The organism is Trueperaceae bacterium (assembly GCA_036381035.1).
In the GTDB taxonomy this organism is placed as follows: Bacteria; Deinococcota; Deinococci; order Deinococcales; family Trueperaceae; genus DASRWD01.
Map to the genome: position 1 here is coordinate 15,222 of DASVDQ010000077.1, position 16,453 is coordinate 31,674.

A 16,453-nucleotide genomic window follows, 5' to 3' on the forward strand; every position below is an offset into this window, starting at 1 on the left:
CGAGGGACACCCACAGCCGCCAAGCAGGGAACGCTCGCGGAACGCCTCCTCTCCTAGCTTGCGCCGGGAGCGGAAGTGGACGAGCGGCCCATCCTACTGGTCTTGCGCCTCTGGTTCCGCCCGGAAGGGTTCCGGGCCGAGGTCGAGCCGCTCCTGGGTGGCGAGCGCCACGTCCTCAGGGGCCGCGAGGAGCTGCTGCGCTACCTCGAGTCCCTCGAGCGGCGCGCGGCGGGAAAGGACGGGGGAGAGTGAGGACCTCGAACCGGAACGGCGTAGGTAGGGCGCGGGCGATGGCGCGGGGCGCCGCGCTCGCGGGGGCGTGGACGCTGCTGGCCCTGGCGAGCGTGAGCTGCGGGCCGGAGGCCCTGGCGAGGAACCTCTTCAGGCTCACGGTCTCGCCCGCCGAGGTGAGCCTCGCCGCGGGCGAGGGTGGCCAGGCCAGCGTGACGGTGACGATGGACCGCGGCGGCCTCGTCGACCAGGACATCGACCTGAGCGTCGAGGGCCTGCCCCCCGGCGCGACGGCCACGTTCGACCCCGACAACCCGCAGACGGGTGCCGAGAACACGACGCACTCGGCGCAGCTGGTGTTGAGCGTGCCCGCGACGGTCGCGGCCGGCGTGTACGAGCTGACCGTCAAGGGAGTGATCTTCGAGGAGCACCCCCACGACACGGTCACCTCGGACACGCAGACCGCGCCTTTGACCCTCACGGTGGTCGGCGCGGGGGGCGTCGCCCACACGCTGACGGTGAGCACCGACGGCGAGGGCATCGTCACCAGCGAGCCGGCCGGCATCGCCTGCTTCGGGCACGACGATTCGGAGAGCGACTGCAGCGAGGAGTACCCCGACGGCACGGTCGTCGGGCTGCGGGCCGAGCCGGCCCAGGGCTTCGTCTCCTGGTCCTGCGACGGCTCGCAGGACGGCAACGTCTGCGTCGTCGTCATGGACCAGGACCGGGGCGTGTTCGCGCAGTTCGTCTCCGTACCCGCCGACTCGACCCCGGCGGCCCCGTCAGAGGCGCTGGCCGCGCCGGCGAACGCGCTGCCGTCGGTCCGGCCGGGACGCCGGTGAGGCGGAGGGGCGCATGAGCAGCGCGGCGCCGCCGTCCGGCGGGGACGGCCACACGTACCGCGGACCGGGCGGGCTGATGGGCGGCGACGGCGAGTGCTTCTACTGCAACGACCCCGAGACGGGTGCCACCTACCTGCCTCCGGGGTGCTGAAGGGCGGATGGGATGAGCAGGCAGAGATGGACCGGCTCGCTGCGGGCGGCGATGGCGTTCGTCCTGGCGGTCTCCGTGACCCTCACCTCGTGCGGGGCCCCGGCCCCGCCACCGCCGCCGCCGGGAGGCGGCTCCGGCCCCCAGTTCGTCATCAGCAGCCCGAGCGACGGCGCGCTCGTGGCCGGGCCGACCTTCTTCGCGGTGCAGGCCCTGGACCCGAGCGCGGTGGCCAGCGTGTCCTTCACCGTCGACGGCACGCCCCTCGAGGCCGACGCGCCGGGCGAGGACGCCTTCAGGGTCTTCTTCGTCCCGGCCGAGCATCCCGCCGGCGACCTGGAGCTCGTGGCGACCGTGAGGGGCAAGGACGGCAGGACCTCGACCCGGACCGTGACCGTCACGAACGTGCCCGACCCCCAGAGCAGCGCGACCGTGGGGGCGCGCGGGGCCGTCCTCGGCACGACCGAGGAGAGCGGCGCCATGAGCACGCTGAGCATCCCGCCCGGCGTGGCGCAGGGCGCGAGCGTGAGCTTCGAGTCGCGGACGAAGGACGAGGTGAAGCAGGAGACGGGCGTGGACTACGACGCGCTGGGCATCACGTTCCTGGGGGCGCAGGAGGTCTCGTCGAGCCAGCCGCTCGACCGCGCCCTGATGGTCAGCTCCGGCGGCTTCGGTCCGATGGTGCAGCCCGGCCAGGCCGTGGTCAACTACGCGATCGCGCCCGACGGCGACGGTGACGGCATCGGCGAGCTGGTCGTCGTCAACACGGCGACCGTCGCGCCCAACGGCGACGTGATCTCCGACCCCGTGCCGCCGGTGCAGGTCGGCGGGGCTACGGTCATGGGCCCCGCGGGGACGCGGTCGATACGCAGGCTGCAGGCCGGGCTGAGCGCGCCGCCGGGCACGCGGATCGAGATCGAGGTATCCGGCTTCAACGCCGCCTCGGTCTTCGCCAACACCGCGACGTTCCGCTCGTCAGTCGACGGCACGGAGGTCGAGCTCCCTGGCCAGGTGACGCTGGCGCCGAACGGGTCGCAGCTCTTCGCGGTGAGGGTCCCGCCCTTGCCGGCAGGCCCGGCGACACTGACGCTGCGCAACGAGAGCACCGGCTCCGAGGTGGGGCCGATCGACGTCGTCGTGCAGGAGCCGGAGCCCTTGGACCGGCCCGCCGACGAGGTCATCGAAGGCTTCCTGTCCTCGGCCGACGCGGCGCTCGGCGACGCGGCCGACTCCGACGTCGAAGAGGTCTCCCGCGCCGCCAGGGACGCGCTGGACAGGCTCGACGCGGTGCGGGGGCTCCTCGACGAGCTGCGGAACGACCCCAGGCCCGAGGTCCGGGCCTACGTCGACGAGGTCTTCACCGACCTCGCGCTGTTCCTGCGCGGCTCGGCGGCGTCGGACCCGGCGCTCCGGCGGGCGTCGCTGATGCCCCAGCAGGTCTGTTACGACCCCGAGGCGGCCAAGTTCCTCAAGGACTTCTCGGCCGACCTGGGCGCCGCGGCCGCGCTGCTCGGCGCCGCGTCCCTGATCTTCAACCCGGCGTCACCGGCGTTGGGATTGGCTGCCGCGGTGGCCGGCGCCGCGGCCGCCGCCCTGTACCTCACCACCAGGGCCGTCGAGACGTTCGTCGACCCCTGCGACGAGCCTTGCCCCAGCTCCGCAGGCATCGGGCCCGCCCAGTCCTGCGAGCCTCCCCCGCCCCCGCCCTGCCCGCCCTCGGCGGGAGGCGGTGGCGGCGGCACGACGGGCATGGGCAGCGCGCCCCCGCCCGGCGGCAACGGCTGCGGCGACGCGCCCACGGGAGGCGGTGGGCCGGGGCTGAGGGGGGCGTTCCCCGCGCAGGTCGCCGGCCAGGTGCCGGGACGCGTGATCGTCAAGGTGTTCTCCGGCGCCTACAGCTCGCCCTTCACCGGTCGCACGGACGCGGCGGGCTACTTCTTCGTGCCGTTCATACCGGCAGGTCAGCCCTTCACCGCCGTCGCCACCGACACCGTCATGGGCGAGACCAGGACCTTCGAGGGCGTCGGACCGGGGACGGGCGAGTCCACGTACATGTTCTTCGACTTCACGGGCGAGGGGGGCGGCGCCGGACCCGACCTCCCGCGGCTCGAGTACGACGGCTACGTCGCGGGGACGCTCGACGGCGTGGAGCTCTACGCCTTCGACGGTGCCGCGGGAGACCGCCTGAACGTCGTCCTGCTCGGGGAGAGCCTCACGGGCCCCGCGCACGTGCGCGTCTACGACCCCTCGGGCGACCTGGTCAAGGGCTCGGTCGCATCGCAGACCGTCGCGGAGACCGACCTCTTCACCGCCCCCGCGGACGGCGTCTACGTCGTCGAGGTCAGCGGCCCGACCGGCGCGACGGGCGGCTTCCGTCTGGGCCTCCTCGCGCTGGGCGACCCCGTCCCACTGGAGCAGGAGAGCAACACGCCCGCCGTGCTCGAGCCCTACGACGGCAACCGCTTCTCCTTCGAGGCCGCGGCGGGGGACGTCGTCAACGTGGCCTTCCTGTCCGAGGAGCTCGGCGTCGGCGAGGCGGCCTACGTGAGCCTCTTCGACCCGGACGGCGAGCTCGTAGGCCGTGGCGGCGGCTCGACGTTCGGGCACACCGGCGTCCTCAGGCTCGAGAGCAGCGGCGTATACACGATCGAGGTCGACGGCACCGGCGCCTCGGAGGGCGCCTACACGCTGGGCCTGGCGGCGATCGCCGAGCCCACGCCGCTGACGCTGGCCTCGCCGTCGATCGCCGTCGCGGGCGAGATCGACGTCGTCGGCGACTACGACTACTACAGCTTCGGCGGCGACGAGGGCGACGCCGTCAACCTCGTCATGAGCCACGCCGCCGGCGACCTGACCACCTACGTGTGGCTGCGCCAGGACACCGGCGAGGACTTCTTCGACGGGGCGATCCGCCGGTCCGTGGGCACCTACCCGACCACGCGCACCGGCGAGTCCGGCGTGTTCCGGCTGCCCGCTACCGACACCTACTACCTCGAGGTCGACTCCACCTACCACCCCAGCTACGGCGTGGAGAGCTTCCTCGGTCCCTACGACCTCACAGTGTTCGCTCCCGAGGTCGTGACCGTGGACCTGGACAGCAACACGGCGGCCGAGATCGAGCCGTACGGCTTCGACGTCTTCGCCTTCGAGGCCGAGGAGGGCGACGTCGTGAACGCGGCCCTCCTGGCCGAGGACGGCTTCAGCGTCAGCGGGCCGGGGAGCGGCGTGGCGGACCTGACCGTCTACGACCCGAGCGGCGCCGTGGTGGTCTCCCGCGCCACCTTCGACTACGCCGACACGGGACCCACCAGGCTCGTCTTCAGGGATGGCGGCACCTACACGATCGTCGTGGACGGCCGGACGGACGCCGCGGGCGCCTACACCGTGGGCCTCAGCCTCATCGAGCCGCCCGCTCCCCTCGACCTCGGCACCCTGCCGCTGGACGTGCCGGGCGAGCTCACGGTCGTCGGCGAGCGCCGGTTCTACCGGTTCGACGGCACGCAGGGCGACGTCCGCAACTTCGTCCTCGACCACCCCAGCGGCTCGCTGAACGCCAGGCTCTACCTGCGCCAGGACGACGGCACCGCGTTCTTCAACGGGACGGTCTGGCGGCAGGCCTTCACCAGCAACACCACGCGGACGGCGCAGACAGGGGACTACAGCCTGCCCGAGACGGACGCCTACGTCCTCGAGGTGCTGCCTCTCTACGACGACTTCTTCGGGCTCGACAGCGTGCTGGGCGTCTACACGGTGACGGTCGAGGAGCCTTGACCTCCCGTGAGGAAGCGCCTGCTCTCGCTCCTCTTGGTCGGGCTGTGGGGGTGCTCGCCGCCCCCCGGCCCGACCCCCTCGGCCGACGGCGTGCCGAGCGTCTCGAGCCCCATCGCCATGTCCCCGGACGGGAGGACGGTCTGGGTCGTGAACCCCGACGCGGACACGGTGACGGCGCTCGACGCCGCCACCTTCGCGGCCGGCGAGCCCATCGGCGTGGGCCGCGAGCCGTGGTCGGTGGCCGTCGCCCCCTCCGGCACGATCGTGGTCATGAACCGCCGCGACGGCAGCCTCACCTTGCTCGCGGCGGGCGAGCGGACCGACGTCCCGGTCGGACCCGAGCCGGGCGGGCTGGCGCTGTCGCCCTCGGGCCGGCTCGCCTACGTGACGGTCTCGAGCGCCGACGAGGTCGCTGTCGTCGACCTCGCCTCCCGGCGGGTGGTGAGGCGCGTCCCCGTGGGACGCTATCCCTGGGCCGTCGGCGTGACGGACGACGGCGACGCCGACGACGGCGACGAGACCCTCGTCGTCACCCACCGTCTGGCGGCGCTCGCGCCCGGCGGACGGGAGGGGAGAGACGACGGCAAGCTGGCCCGGCTCTCCGTCATGACGGCGGACGGGAGACTGTTGAGCGAGCCCGTCATCGAGCCGCACGACTTCGGCTTCCCCAACGTGCTCGAGGGCCTCGCCCTCACCGACGACAGGGCCTACGTCGCCCACCTCCTCGACGGCCCCGAGCCGCCGGCCGTGTTCCACGGCACGGTCTCGGCGGGCCTCACGAGCGTGCCGCTGCCTCCGGGCGGGGGCGGCGCGAGCACCCTCCACCTCAACGACCCCGCCTTCTCGACCCCGGTCAACTTCCCCAGGTCCGTCGCGGTCACGGCGGACGGCCGCAGGGCCTACGTCGCGCTCGCCGGCAGCGACGTCGTGATGGGCATCGACATGATGGGCGGCGCCGCCCCGCGGCTCATCGGCTTCTGGGCCGTCGGGAGCAACCCGCGGGGCATAGTCCTCGACCCTTCCGGCTCCCGGGCCTTCGTGATGAACCACCTCTCGCGCGACGTGAGCGTGCTGGACCTTGCCGACACGGTGGGGCGGCCGGAGCTGGCGCGCGTCCGGGTGACGCCGGAGACCCTCGACCCCGAGACGATCCTCGGCGCGCGCCTGTTCAACAGCGCCGTCGACCCGCGGCTGTCGCGGGTCGGCTGGCTGTCGTGCGCCTCGTGCCACCCCGACGGCGGCAGCGACGGCACCACGTGGCAGATGGCCGACGGCCCGCGGCAGACGATGCCGCTGTGGCGCCTGGAGGGCAGCGCCCCGTTCCACGCCTCGGCCACCCGCGACGAGCTGCAGGACGTGGAGGGCGACATCGAGACGCTCATGGGCGGCGTGGGGCTCGCTCCCGGCGCCGCGAACCGCCTCCTGGGCAGCGCCAACGGCGGCGTCTCGGAGGAGCTCGACGCCCTGGCGGCCTTCGTGCTGCACGGCATCCGGGTGCCTCGCGCCGCCGCGCCGGACCCCGCGGAGGTCGCCGCCGGCCGCGTGGTCTTCGAGGAGAGCGGCTGCGCGGGCTGCCACGGCGGGCCCGCCTGGACGGTCAGCAGCCTGCCCGGCCCCGTGGGGACGCTCGCGCCGGACGGCTCCCTGGAGGTCGTCGGCGCGCTGCGCCGAGTGGGTACCTACGACCCCGCCGCCGACGTCCTGGGCGAGCACGGCTTCGACGTGCCCACGCTGCTCGGCCTGCACGCGAGCGCGCCGTACCTCCACGACGGCAGCGCGCGGGACGTCGCGGACGTGCTGGCGAACGCGGAGCACGCGGGCGCCCCGCTGAGCCCCGCGGACCGCGAGGCGCTGAGGGCCTTCCTGCTGAGCATCGACGAGGAGACGGAGCCGGTGCCGCTGCCGAGGGCGGGTCGGGCGGAGTAGGCCCTGGCGCGCCGGCGCCGGCCACGTCGGGGCGTCCGGCCGGAGGGGGAGACAGAGGGGCCCGACGCTAGCGAGCGGCCGGCGCGCACGTGTTCCAGCTCCAGGACTTCCGTCGTTGACCAAGTGGTACAGGACTGGTACCCTCGTGGCGCTTCGTCAAGCCGTCCGCTCCGGTACCGCCCGGGGCGGGCACTAGCAGCGGGAGGTGCTTCATGCGTGGTTTCAGACCGCTCGTAGCCTTGCTCGCCATGGCGTTCACCGCCGGAGCGATGGCGCAGACGACCCTGACCTTCTGGAGCTGGCGCACCGAGGACGTCGCGGCCTACGAGAAGTTCATCGAGGCGTTCAGGGCGGAGAACCCCGACATAGACGTCGAGTTCACCCCCTACCTGAACACCGAGTACAACACGATCCTCGCGACCGCCCTGCAGGGCGGCGGGGGCCCCGACATCGTCCACCTGCGCGCCTACGGCGGCATGGAGCCGCTGGCGCAGGCCGGCTACCTCGTGCGGCTCGACGACAAGGTCCCGGCCCTCGCCGACTTCGACCCCGGCATCCTGGCCGGCGCCACGAACCGCGCCGACGGCGGCGTGTACGGCGTGCCGTTCGCGCTGCAGACCGTCCAGGTGCTCTACAACGAGCGGATCTTCGAGGAGCTCGGCCTCGAGGAGCCTCAGACCTGGGACGAGTTCCTCGCCGTCGCCCAGGCCCTCAAGGACGCGGGCTACCAGGCGCTGGCGAACGGCGCCATGGAGCCGTGGACGGTCGAGACGCTGTTCGGCGGCGTCGGGCCCACGTTCTACGGCGGCGACGAGTTCTTCCAGGCCATCACAAGCGGCGAGACCGACTTCACCGACCCGCGCTTCTCGGCGGCGCTCGAGAAGATGGTCGAGCTGGAGCCCTACCTCGCCGACAACTACATGGGCGTCGCCTACACCGACATGCAGAGCATGTTCGCGTTCGAGCAGGCCGGCATGTTCATCGGTGGGTCGTACGAGCTCGGGACCCTCAGGCAGCTCAACCCCGACCTGCGGATCGGCGCGTTCCCCGTGCCGGGCGACGCCCCGGGCGACGGCCGGATCTCCTACTACGTCGACGGCTCGTATGGCATCAACGCCGCCAGCCCGCACCAGGAGGAGGCCCTCAGGTTCATCGAGTTCCTGGCCTCGCAGGAGTACGGCCAGATGTTCACCGACGAGCTGCAGCAGATCTCGGCCGTGCCGGCCGTGACGCCCAGCAGCGAGGACCTCTCCGAGCTCGTCGGGCTGATGAACGACGCCGGCACCCCGTACCTGATGCTCACGGCGTTCCGCTTCGGCCAGCCCAGCGGCTCCACGCTGCTGCAGAACGAGATGCAGGCCGTCCTGGCGGGCGACAAGTCCGTCGAGGAGGCCGTGACGAACATCCAGCGCGGCGTGGCCGAGTGGTTCGACTTCTAGCGGGCGGCTAGGCCCGTGCTCCGTGGCGCGCCCGGTCTCAGCGGCCGGGCGCTGCCATGATGGCCGAGAGGACACGGGGGTCGGCGGCGGCGGTCGGAGCCCCCTTGCGGCTGCGGGAGGCCGGATGAGCAGACCGAGACGTTGGTGGAACAGGAACGGGCACCTGCTCGTGTTCCTGGGGCCCGCGCTCCTCATCTACGGGGCGTTCATGGCCTACCCGCTCGTCTCCTCGCTTTCGTTCTCGGTGTTCGACTGGGACGGCCTCGTCCGCCGGGGGTTCGTCGGGCTGCAGAACTTCGTCACGGTCCTCACGCGCTGGCCGTACAGCGAGCGCTTCTTCCGGGCCCTCGGCCACAACGCGCTCTTCTTCGGCCTGACGTTCCTGATCCAGACGACACTGGGCCTGTTCGTGGCCGTCCTGCTGGCGCGCAAGCTGCGCGGCTTCTCGTTCTTCCAGGCCGCCTACTTCCTGCCGCACACGCTCTCGCTCGTGGTCGTTGGCTTCCTGTGGCGCATGCTGCTGAACCCGAACTGGGGCGCCCTGCCGCAGGCGCTGCGCCGCCTCGGCCTCGAGGGCTGGGTGCGCCCGTGGCTGGGGCAGAGCGACTCGGCGCTCACGACCGTCATCCTCGTGAACGCCTGGGCGTGGCTGGGCTTCCCGATCCTCGTGTACGTGGCCGCGCTCCAGGCGATCCCCAGGGAGTTCGAGGAGGCCGCCGTCGTCGACGGGGCCGGCGCGTGGCAGCTCTTCAGGCACGTCACGTTCCCGCTGCTGCTGCCGAGCCTGGCGATGGTCACGATCCTCACGTTCATCTGGGACTTCAACGCCTTCGAGCTCGTCTTCGTCATGCAGGGCGCGTCCGGCCCGCCCGCCTACTCGACGGACCTGCTGGCGACGTTCTTCTACCGCACGGCCTTCGGCGACCCGACCACGGGCGGGGAGCCGGGGCAGATCGGCATCGCCGCCGCGATCGGCGTGCTGATGCTCGTGATCATCGGCATCGCCTCCACTTTCGGGGTGCGCTTCATGACGCGCAGCCAGACGGAGTACTGATGCTCGGCGCGGGAGCGGGACAGAGCGCCTGGCGCCGGGCCGCCGTCTACGTCCTGCTGGCCCTCCTCGCCGCCGTCTTCCTCTACCCGATCGTGCTGATGGTCCTCACGGCCTTCAAGACGACCCCCGAGATCTTCAGGAGCCCTTTCGGCCTGCCCGAGGAGTGGACGACGCGCGGCTTCCGCACCGCCTGGGACCGCGCGCACTTCGGGCTCTACCTGCGCAACAGCCTCCTCATCACCGGGTCCTCGGCCGTCCTGCTCCTCCTCACGGCGGCGCCCGCCGCCTACGCGCTGGCGCGCTACACCTTCAGGCTGCGCGGGCCGCTGTTCCTCTTCTTCCTCGCCGGCATCATGATCCCCATCCGCCTCGGCATACTCCCTCTCTACATCCTGATGCGCGACCTGGGGCTCATCGACACGCCGTTCTCCCTGATCCTCACCTACACGGCCAGCGGCATGCCGATGTCGGTGTTCCTCCTCAGCGTGTTCTTCCGCAACCTGCCGCGCGAGCTCGAGGACGCCGCGCGCATCGACGGCGCCGGCGAGCAGGGCATCTTCTGGCGCATCATGCTGCCGCTCGTGCGGCCCGGCCTGGCGACGGTCGTGATCGTGAACGTGGTGCCGTGGTGGAACGACTTCTTCTTCCCGCTGCTCTTCCTCCCCAGCCCCACCTGGCGCACGATCCCGCTGGGCATGCAGATCTTCTTCGGCCAGCACCTCATCGACTGGAGCCTGGTCTTCTCCGGCATGCTCCTGGCGAGCCTCCCCCTGCTCGTCATCTACGTGCTGATGTCGCGGCAGTTCATCGCGGGCCTCACCGCCGGGGCCGTCAAGGGCTGAGGCGGACTGCGCTCCCGGGCCCAGACGAGCCCGGGCGAGGGCGCCCACGGCTGGAGGGCTGCGCTCCCTGGCCTGTCCCTACGGCACCCTGCCGATCCGCACGCGCCACACCTCCGGGCCCTCCTCCAGCGTCTGCCAGGTGAACTCGCCCGGGTGCTCGGCGGCGAACTGGTAGTAGAGCGGTTTCGGGTCGTGGTCGTTCACGAGCACGTAGCCGCCACCGGGCTCGAGCGAGCGCCACGACTCGAAGATCACCCGGTGTCGCTCGGCCGGGGGCAGGTGCCTGACGTCGAGCTCCTCCGACCTCGCTCGCTGCGAGCGCTTCGGCGTCCTCGTGAGGTAGTGGAGGGTGCCGTTGAGGCGGTCGCCCTCTTGGGGCCAGCCGATGCGGAGGAGCTTCCAGCCCTGCGCCGCCAGCTCGCAGGCCGCGTCCGCCTGGCCCGCGTCGCCCAGGGCGCGCAAGGAGCGGTCGAAGAGCCGGTTCAGGCGGAAGAGCGCGGCCTCGGGGTCGAGGACCGGGGGCTCGGATGGCTTGATCGCGTACGTCGGGTCAGCGCTCATGCGGCGAGCCTAGCCGGGGCCCGCCTCGGGCGGCCAAGACCTAGGTCGAGCCCCGGACGCGATCGACCACCACGACGCCTGCCGAGGAGCTCTCAGCTCGGCACGTCGCGCCGGCGGAACGCCGCCGCGCCAGCGGCGACGAGCAGGGCCGCCACCGCGGTGAGCGCGGCCAGCGGCCAGGCGGACATCCGCTCCAGCGGGTAGCCGGGCACGGCCTCGAAGGGCGAGACGGCGCGCAGCCAGGCGGGGAGCTGCAGCAGGCCGCCGAGGTAGATGACGACGAACGAGAGGCCGACGAGCCCCCACGTCGCGGGCAGCGCCGACGGCGCCGCGCCGAAGAGGAGCGCGGCCAGGCCGGCCACGACCCAGAGGGCGGGGGCGTAGGCGACGCCGGCCGCGGTCAGCCGCGGCAGCCACGAGAGGTCGCCGAGGGAAGCCGACCCGGCCAGCCCCAGCCCGAGCCCGCTCGCCAGCAGCACCAGGGTGGACCCGAACGCCACGACGGCGGCGTGGCCGGCCAGCCAGCGGCCGCGCGCCAGGGCGGTGGAGAGCAGCGCCTCGGCGCGCCCCGCCAGCTCCTCGCCGCGCAGACGCGACATCGCGAGCACCGTGTAGGCCGCCAGGATCACGGCCATCACGGCCGAGATGAGGGACGCGAACGCGGTGACGGGGTCGATGCCGCCCCCCAGGCGCAGCATCTGCCGGAGGACGCCAGAGGTGCCGAGCATCGACTCGACGTCGGCGAGGAACGCCCCGTACATCGCGCCCATGACGAGCCCGGCGGACGCCCAGCCGAGGGTCGTCCCGCGCAGCAGGCGCCACGACAGGCCGGCGGGCGTGGTCAGCGCGCGGCTCGCCTCGGCCGGTCCCGGACGCGCCCGCCACAGGCCGGCGCCGAGGTCGCGGCGCTCGGCGAGCGCCTGGGCGATCAGCAGCGTGGCGGGGACGAAGGCCAGCGCGGGGAGGAGCGGCGCCCAGCTGTCGTAGGCGAAGGCGCCCGTCGCCTGCGCCCAGCCGAGCGGCGACAGCCACGAGAGCCCGCTGCCGGCGAGGTCGCCCGCCGCCCTGAGCAGGTAGGCGAGGCCGATGGCCGCCAGCGACGCCCCCACGGCACCGCGCGGGCTCTCGTAGACCTGGCTGGCCAGGGCCGCCACGCCCGCGAAGGAGAGCCCGGCGGCCACGTGCGCGGCGCCGTAGAGCCAGGAGCCGGGCCAGTCGACGCCCTCGACGCCGGTGGCGCCCAGCGCCAGGGCGAGGGCGAGGCCCACGGCGAGGTTCGCGACGAGGACCGTGAGCAGCGCCGCCACTGTCGGCGCCAGCCGGCCCACGGGGGCGGACCTCACCAGCTCGGCGCGGCCCGTCGCCTCCTCCTGGCGCGTGTGCCTCACCGTCATGAGCGCGCTCATCACGCCGACGAGGATCGCCGTGAGGAACAGCATCTGGTGGGCCGTCATGGCGCCGTAGTGGTAGTCGCCGGGGGAGCGGTTCACGCCCATGAGCGCCACGGCCGCCGGCGTCGACAGCGCGGCGCCGATGAGGTTGCGCTCCGCGGCGGTGGGGTAGAGCTCGACGTAGCTGAGGGGGACGGCGGCGGTCGTCAGGGCGATGCCGAGCGCCCAGGCGACGATGCCCCACCGCTCCCGCCGCAGGCCGAAGCGCAGCAGGGCGCCCGTGCCGGTCAGCGCGCCGGAGGACGGCGCCCGCGACCCGACGGGCACGGCCAGCGTGGCGCCTCTCACGACGCGGCGGCTCCCTCCGACCGCGCGGACGAGCCGTCGTAGTAGCGCAGCAGGATCTGCTCGAGGGTGGGCGGGCGGCTCTCGAGCGACAGCACGCCCAGGCGGGACAGCGCGGTCACGGCCTCGCCGAGGTGCTCGGCGTCGACCTCGAACCTCACCCTGCCTCCCTCGGCCTCCAGGCCGTGCACGCCGGGGAGGGACTCCAGGCCGTCGACGGTCCGCTCGACCTCCGCCAGCACGGTCGTGCGCGTGAGGTGGCGCAGCTCGGCCAGGGTGCCGCTCTCCACGACCCGGCCGCCCCTGATGATCGACACGCGGTCGGCCAGGGCCTCGACCTGCGCGAGGATGTGGCTCGACAGCAGCACCGTGCGCCCCTCGGCCCTCGCCTCCCTCATCAGCGCCTGGAACTCGGCCTCCATGAGCGGGTCGAGGCCGCTAGTCGGCTCGTCGAGGACCAGCAGCTCGGCGTCGCTGGCGAGCGCCGCCACCAGCGCCACCTTCTGCCTGTTCCCCTTCGAGTAGCTGCGGCCCCGCTTGGTGGTGTCGAGGTCGAAGCGGCGGCACAGCTCGTCGCGCCGGCGCCGGTCGAGGCCGCCGCGTAGCCTGCCGATGAGGTCGATCGCCTCGCCGCCCGTGAGGTTCGGCCACAGCTCGACGTCGCCCGGCACGTAGGCCAGGCGGCGGTGCAGCGCGACGGCGTCTCGCCACGGGTCCATGCCGAGGACCGTCGCGGTGCCGGCGTCGGCCCGCAGCAGGCCCAGCAGGATGCGGAGCGTGGTGGTCTTGCCCGCGCCGTTCGGTCCGAGGAAGCCGTGGACCTCCCCGCGGCGCACCTCTAGGTCGAGCCCCGTGAGGGCCGGGGTGCGGCCGTACGACTTCTCCAGCCCCCTGACGGAGACCGCTGACTGAGTCATCTGCCAACCTCCTGTGCCGCGGCGGGCGCGCCTGCCCCGTCGGCGCCGCCTCCGCCCACCCCCAGCCGCTCGGCCGCCGCCCGCAGCTCGGCGTAGATCTCGTCGCTGATCACCCCGTGCGCGAGCACCTCGCCGGCGGGCAGCCACCAGCGGAGCGTCGCCTCGCTGGGGCCGGTGAGGTCGGCCCCGAGGAGCCGCCTGGCGTGGCGGTGCAGCACCAGGGCCCCGAGCTGCCACAGCGTCAGCACCACGGCCCGCGCGCGGGGGTCCGCCGTCGGCTTCACGAGCCCGCGCGCCTGGGCGTCCTCCATGGTCCGCAGGCTCTCCTCGACCATCGCGTCCACGAGCTCGTCCACGTGCCCCGAGCCGTCGGCGAGGGTGACGGCGAGGTACTCGAGGAGGGGCAGGCCGGGCCGCGCCCGCCTCACGGCGTCGAGCGGGTCGGCGATCGCCGCGTCGGCCAGGCGGCGCTTCATCTCCCACACCAGCTCGTTCACGTGCCTGTCGCACTCCGCCCGCAGGCCGTCCTTCGAGCCGAAGTGGTGAATCACCAGGGGCGCCGAGACGCCGGCGTCGGCGGCGATGTCCTTGACGCTCGTCGCGGCGAACCCGTCGCGGGCGAAGCGGCGGATGGCCGCGTCTCGTATGCGCGCGCGGGCGGTGAGGTCGTCCGGGCGGGGGCGACCGCCTCCCGCCTCGCTTCCCCTGCCGGTCATCGCTCCACCGTCCCTCCCTAAACGCCGTTCAGTATACTGAACGACGTTCGACAGGATGTGACGTGGTACCAAACTCCTCTCGGCCCGGCGGGGTGCGCCGGGCGGCATGGGCGCCCCGTGCGGCGGCGGTCGCCGAGGCTTCCGGCCCGCGGCGCCCCGAGCCGGACATCATGTACGCCTCACGCGCCGGGCGGGGCCGACGCTCGACGACCGGGGCGGAGGAGGTAGGGAGGATGCACAGAGCATGGCCGCTGCTGCTGGCCAACGTCCTGGCGGTGGGCCAGCTGGCCGCCGCGCAGGCGGGCCTCGACGTCGCGGCCGTCGACGCCTTCGTGGCCGCGCAGATGCGGGCGCAGGGCGTGCCCGGCCTGGGGCTGGCGGTCGTGCGCGCCGGCCAGGTCGTCTACGCGCAGGGCTACGGCCGGACCGGCGACGGGGCGTCGGTCACGCCGCGGACGCGTTTCCTGGTCGCCTCCCTGAGCAAGTCGTTCACGGGGCTGGCGGTGCTCCAGCTCGCCCAGCAGGGCCGGCTAGACCTCGACGCCCCCGTGCGGCGGTACCTGCCCGGGTTCACCGTCGCCGACCCCGAGGTCGCGGGGAGGATCACCGTCCGCCAGCTCCTGAACCACCGGAGCGGCCTGGGCGACGCCGGCTTCCGCGACCAGCGCACGGGCTTCCCCCGGAGCCTGGAGGGGCGCGTGGCGGCCATGGCGCGGGCGCGGCCCGTCGCCGAGCCGGGCACGGAGTTCCACTACTTCAACGCCAACTACGAGGTCCTCGCCCGCCTCGTCGAGGTCGTCAGCGGCGAGCCGTTCTCCGACTACCTGCGGGCGCACGTCTTCGAGCCCCTCGGCATGGAGGACACCGAGAGCATCACGAGCTCCGACGACCTGCGGCGCGGCGTTCCGGGCCTGGCCCGCGGGCACCTGCTCGCCTACGGCTTCCCGGTCGCCTCTGGCGAGGAGACCGGGTTCCTCGCCGGTCACGCCGGCGTGGTCACGACCGCCGCCGACATGGGCAGGTACCTGGCGATGCTCGCCGGACGTGGACGCCTGGGCGGCGAGCAGGTCGTGCCCGAGGAGGCGCTGGCGCCCGTGCTGTCGCCGACCGAGGGCGCCGACTACGCGATGGGCTGGTTCGTCGGCGAGCGCGGCGGCGAGGCGATGCTGCACCACAACGGCATCCTCTCGACCTTCTCCGGCGACGCCGTGCTGTTCCCGGAGCGGGGCGACGGCGTGGTGCTGCTCTACGACGTCCACAGCGTCGCCCAGGACGTGGCCGGCTTCCCGCGGCTGAAAGGCGGCGTCGTAGCGCTGCTGCTGGGCGAGGAGCCGTCGTCCGGCGGCTTCGGCGTGCGGCACTGGTCCCTGGTCGTCGGGGCGCTGACGCTCCTCGCCGTGGCCCTCGGGGTGCTCGGCCTGGTCCGCCTGCCGGCGTGGGAGCGCTGGGCCGGCACGGTCCCCGGCTGGCGCGGCTTCGTCGGCGCCGTCCGCAGGCTCATGCCGCTGGCCGTGTTCCTGGCGATGCCGGCCATCGGCGTCGCGACCACGGGCCGGTACTTCGGCCTGCTCACCCTGTACCGCTCCGCGATCGGCGTGATGACGTGGCTCGGGGTCGCCGGGCTGCTGGGGGCCGTCAACGCCCTCGTCCGCCTGGGCTGGCTGCTGCGGCGCGGCTGAGCTAGCTCCTCACGGCGCCGGCTCGAAGGCCGCGCCGTCGCCCCGCTCCGGCGGCTGGCCGTCCGCTCGCGAGGGTGGCGCCTGGGGCGTGCGCAGCGCGCGCATCGTGTCGCTGCCCAGGCCGCCGAAGCGCGGCAGGTCGACCATGTCCATGCGCAGCATGCGCTCGGTCATCTTCGAGAGGAACAGGCGGTTCAGCTCGGGCCGCGCGGACATGCGCCGCAGCACGGCGGCCGGCACCTGGATGAGCGTGGTGTCCTCGACGGCCACGACCTGGGCCGTGCGGGGCACGCCGGTGAGAGCGGCGATCTCGCCGAAGAAGTCGCCGGCGTTGAGCACCTCGAGCACCCTGTAGCCGCCGTTCTCGTCCCGCCCGGCGGCGGCGCGGCCCGAGACGATGAAGTAGCCGGCGTCGCTCGCGTCCCCCGTGCGGACGATGACGTGTCCGGCCGGGGCCTCGGCCACGAGCGTGGAGGAGGCCAGCTCCCTGAGCTCGGCGGGCGTGAGCGCGCCCATGGCCGGCAGGCGCGCGGCCAGGGCCGCGAAGTCCTCCGGCGCGGCCGCGCGGGTGTGGCGCAGTCCGGGAGCGGC

Annotated in this window: 14 protein-coding genes; 9 read left to right on the plus strand and 5 right to left on the minus strand. The window is 73.5% G+C overall.

Features of this window, described 5'->3' with window-relative positions:
* Nucleotides 1-102: 102 nt before the first annotated feature.
* The 8 genes from VF202_09205 (at nt 103) to VF202_09240 (ending at nt 10,253) form a co-directional block, all read left to right on the plus strand.
* The gene (locus VF202_09205; GenBank protein ID HEX7040277.1) at nt 103-252 is read left to right on the plus strand and encodes a hypothetical protein; all 150 of its coding nucleotides are present in this window, start codon (nt 103-105) and stop codon (nt 250-252) included.
* Between the two features lie 38 nt (nt 253-290).
* A complete protein-coding gene (locus VF202_09210) occupies nt 291-1,073 on the plus strand; it encodes a hypothetical protein (protein ID HEX7040278.1) in 783 nt (260 codons plus the stop codon).
* Nucleotides 1,074-1,086: 13 nt separating this feature from the next.
* Nucleotides 1,087-1,224, plus strand: a complete 138-nt coding sequence (locus tag VF202_09215) for a hypothetical protein (protein HEX7040279.1) — start codon at nt 1,087-1,089, stop codon at nt 1,222-1,224.
* A 12-nt stretch (nt 1,225-1,236) separates the two neighbouring features.
* A complete protein-coding gene (locus VF202_09220; protein HEX7040280.1) occupies nt 1,237-4,992 on the plus strand; it encodes a pre-peptidase C-terminal domain-containing protein in 3,756 nt (1,251 codons plus the stop codon).
* 6 nt (nt 4,993-4,998) lie between these two features.
* Complete coding sequence (locus tag VF202_09225) at nt 4,999-6,918, plus strand: hypothetical protein (protein HEX7040281.1); 1,920 nt, start codon at nt 4,999-5,001, stop codon at nt 6,916-6,918.
* 248 nt (nt 6,919-7,166) lie between these two features.
* Entirely contained in the window at nt 7,167-8,357 is a 1,191-nt protein-coding gene (locus VF202_09230) for an extracellular solute-binding protein (GenBank protein HEX7040282.1), read from the plus strand.
* A gap of 124 nt (nt 8,358-8,481) precedes the next feature.
* Complete coding sequence (locus VF202_09235; GenBank protein ID HEX7040283.1) at nt 8,482-9,411, plus strand: sugar ABC transporter permease; 930 nt, start codon at nt 8,482-8,484, stop codon at nt 9,409-9,411.
* Nucleotides 9,411-10,253 (plus strand): carbohydrate ABC transporter permease, encoded by an 843-nt coding sequence (locus VF202_09240; GenBank protein ID HEX7040284.1) that lies wholly within the window; start codon nt 9,411-9,413, stop codon nt 10,251-10,253. Before VF202_09235 ends, VF202_09240 begins: the two co-directional genes overlap by 1 nt.
* Nucleotides 10,254-10,331: 78 nt before the next feature.
* On the opposite strand, the gene VF202_09245 is transcribed toward VF202_09240, so the two are convergent.
* The 4 genes from VF202_09245 to VF202_09260 all read right to left on the minus strand — a co-directional run bounded on the left by VF202_09245 (nt 10,332) and on the right by VF202_09260 (nt 14,183).
* The gene (locus VF202_09245) at nt 10,332-10,814 is read right to left on the minus strand and encodes a DUF2249 domain-containing protein (protein ID HEX7040285.1); all 483 of its coding nucleotides are present in this window, start codon (nt 10,812-10,814) and stop codon (nt 10,332-10,334) included.
* A gap of 92 nt (nt 10,815-10,906) precedes the next feature.
* Entirely contained in the window at nt 10,907-12,553 is a 1,647-nt protein-coding gene (locus tag VF202_09250; GenBank protein ID HEX7040286.1) for a hypothetical protein, read from the minus strand.
* Nucleotides 12,550-13,467 carry an ABC transporter ATP-binding protein gene (locus VF202_09255; GenBank protein ID HEX7040287.1) on the minus strand — a complete coding sequence of 306 codons (918 nt, stop codon included), beginning with the start codon at nt 13,465-13,467 and terminating at the stop codon, nt 12,550-12,552. Before VF202_09255 ends, VF202_09250 begins: the two co-directional genes overlap by 4 nt.
* A complete protein-coding gene (locus VF202_09260; GenBank protein ID HEX7040288.1) occupies nt 13,464-14,183 on the minus strand; it encodes a TetR family transcriptional regulator in 720 nt (239 codons plus the stop codon). The genes VF202_09255 and VF202_09260 overlap by 4 nt, the downstream gene beginning before the upstream one ends.
* A gap of 233 nt (nt 14,184-14,416) precedes the next feature.
* Between VF202_09260 and VF202_09265 the strand changes: the two genes are divergently transcribed.
* On the plus strand, nt 14,417-15,862 hold the full coding sequence (locus VF202_09265) for a serine hydrolase domain-containing protein (GenBank protein ID HEX7040289.1): 1,446 nt from the start codon (nt 14,417-14,419) through the stop codon (nt 15,860-15,862).
* Nucleotides 15,863-15,871: 9 nt separating this feature from the next.
* Here VF202_09265 and VF202_09270 read toward each other — a convergent pair.
* A partial coding sequence (locus tag VF202_09270) for a cyclic nucleotide-binding domain-containing protein (protein HEX7040290.1) occupies nt 15,872-16,453 on the minus strand: 582 nt, incomplete at its 5' end.

What these genes read in the sequence shown, in the direction of transcription:
- VF202_09210 (HEX7040278.1), top strand. Translation starts at nt 291, where the DNA reads ATGGCGCGGGGCGCCGCGCTCGCGGGGGCGTGGACGCTGCTGGCCCTG.
- VF202_09215 (HEX7040279.1), top strand. Translation starts at nt 1,087, where the DNA reads ATGAGCAGCGCGGCGCCGCCGTCCGGCGGGGACGGCCACACGTACCGC.
- VF202_09220 (HEX7040280.1), top strand. Translation starts at nt 1,237, where the DNA reads ATGAGCAGGCAGAGATGGACCGGCTCGCTGCGGGCGGCGATGGCGTTC.
- VF202_09230 (HEX7040282.1), top strand. Translation starts at nt 7,167, where the DNA reads ATGGCGTTCACCGCCGGAGCGATGGCGCAGACGACCCTGACCTTCTGG.
- VF202_09235 (HEX7040283.1), top strand. Translation starts at nt 8,482, where the DNA reads ATGAGCAGACCGAGACGTTGGTGGAACAGGAACGGGCACCTGCTCGTG.
- VF202_09240 (HEX7040284.1), top strand. Translation starts at nt 9,411, where the DNA reads ATGCTCGGCGCGGGAGCGGGACAGAGCGCCTGGCGCCGGGCCGCCGTC.
- VF202_09245 (HEX7040285.1), bottom strand. Translation starts at nt 10,814, where the DNA reads ATGAGCGCTGACCCGACGTACGCGATCAAGCCATCCGAGCCCCCGGTC.
- VF202_09255 (HEX7040287.1), bottom strand. Translation starts at nt 13,467, where the DNA reads ATGACTCAGTCAGCGGTCTCCGTCAGGGGGCTGGAGAAGTCGTACGGC.
- VF202_09260 (HEX7040288.1), bottom strand. Translation starts at nt 14,183, where the DNA reads ATGACCGGCAGGGGAAGCGAGGCGGGAGGCGGTCGCCCCCGCCCGGAC.
- VF202_09265 (HEX7040289.1), top strand. Translation starts at nt 14,417, where the DNA reads ATGCACAGAGCATGGCCGCTGCTGCTGGCCAACGTCCTGGCGGTGGGC.